This is a genomic window from Arthrobacter sp. Hiyo1, assembly GCF_001263615.2.
Classification (GTDB): domain Bacteria; phylum Actinomycetota; class Actinomycetes; order Actinomycetales; family Micrococcaceae; genus Arthrobacter.
On record NZ_DF952472.1, the window covers coordinates 415,849 to 417,100 of the forward strand.

Below are 1,252 nucleotides of genomic sequence, written 5' to 3' on the forward strand. Positions count from 1 at the left end.
TTCCGCTCCGGCGGCTCCGGCGGCTCCGGCAGCGCCGGCACTTGCCAACACCGGCTCGTACACCATCAAGTCAGGTGACACTTTGGGCGGTATCGCGTCCCGCCTTGGGGTGTCCCTGTCGTCTCTTCTCTCGGCCAACAAGCTGTCCATGAGCACCATCATTTATCCCGGGCAGAAGCTAGCCATCCCGGGCGCTCCTGCGGCCTCGGCTCCGGCCCCTGCTCCGGTCAGCGCCCCCTTGGTTCCGAGCACATTCCTGGGCTACACCTACCCCGAGGCAGTGGTCAGTTCAGCCAACGCGAACAAGGCCCTGCTCAATGCGTCCCCGGTCCCCAGCACCGCCCAGATGAAGGGGATCGTCGCCGATACTGCGCGTCGGATGGGAGTGGACCCGTCCTTGGCCATGGCGTTCGCCTTCCAGGAATCCGGCTTCAACCAGCGTGCGGTCTCCCCCGCCAACGCCATCGGCACGATGCAAGTGATCCCCTCCTCGGGTGAATGGGCTTCCCAATTGGTGGGACGCAAGCTCAACATCCTCGACCCGTATGACAACGTGACCGCCGGCGTCGCCATCATCCGGGCGCTCGTCAACACGAGCAAGGACCTGAATACGGCCATCGCAGGCTACTACCAGGGCCAGTACTCGGTGAGCAAGCACGGCATGTACGACGACACCAAGGCCTACGTCGCCTCGATCCTGGCCCTCAAGAAGAACTTCAGCTAACTCGCGGCGCACAACACGGGCCCGGATCGCATGTCGATTCGGGCCCGTGTTTTTGCTCAACTAGGATCGTAGGGTGCAGGAACAAGTTTCGGACCAACTCCTCGGATCCCTCGTGGACGGGCGCTATCTGGTGCGATCGCGCCTCGCGAACGGCGGAATGTCAACCGTCTATCTCGCCACCGACGAACGGCTCGACCGCGACGTGGCGCTCAAAGTGCTGCATCCGCACCTGGCCAATGACCAAAACTTCCTCGACCGTTTGCAGCGCGAGGCCCGGGCCGCGGCGAGCCTTTCCCACCCGCACGTCGTAGGCGTCCTCGACCAAGGACAGGACGGCCACATTGCATACATCGTCATGGAGTACATCAAAGGCCATACTCTGCGCGATGTCCTCAACGAGAAGGCGGCGCTTCCGCCCCGGCTTGCCTTTGCACTGATCGACCCCGTCATCGAAGGGCTCGCGGCCGCCCACGCGGCAGGGCTGATCCACCGCGACGTGAAACCCGAGAACGTCTGATCGCCGAGACG

At 63.7% G+C, this 1,252-nt stretch carries 1 protein-coding gene and 1 pseudogene; both read left to right on the forward strand.

Going from position 1 to position 1,252, the window contains the following annotated elements; translation table 11 throughout:
* On the forward strand, window positions 1–724 hold a 724-nt coding region (locus AHiyo1_RS15480; RefSeq protein ID WP_148667611.1), incomplete at its 5' end, for a lytic transglycosylase domain-containing protein.
* Window positions 725–797: 73 nt separating this feature from the next.
* Window positions 798–1,238: pseudogene (locus AHiyo1_RS15485) on the forward strand (serine/threonine protein kinase); the annotation flags it as partial.
* Between the last annotated feature and the right edge of the window lie 14 nt (window positions 1,239–1,252).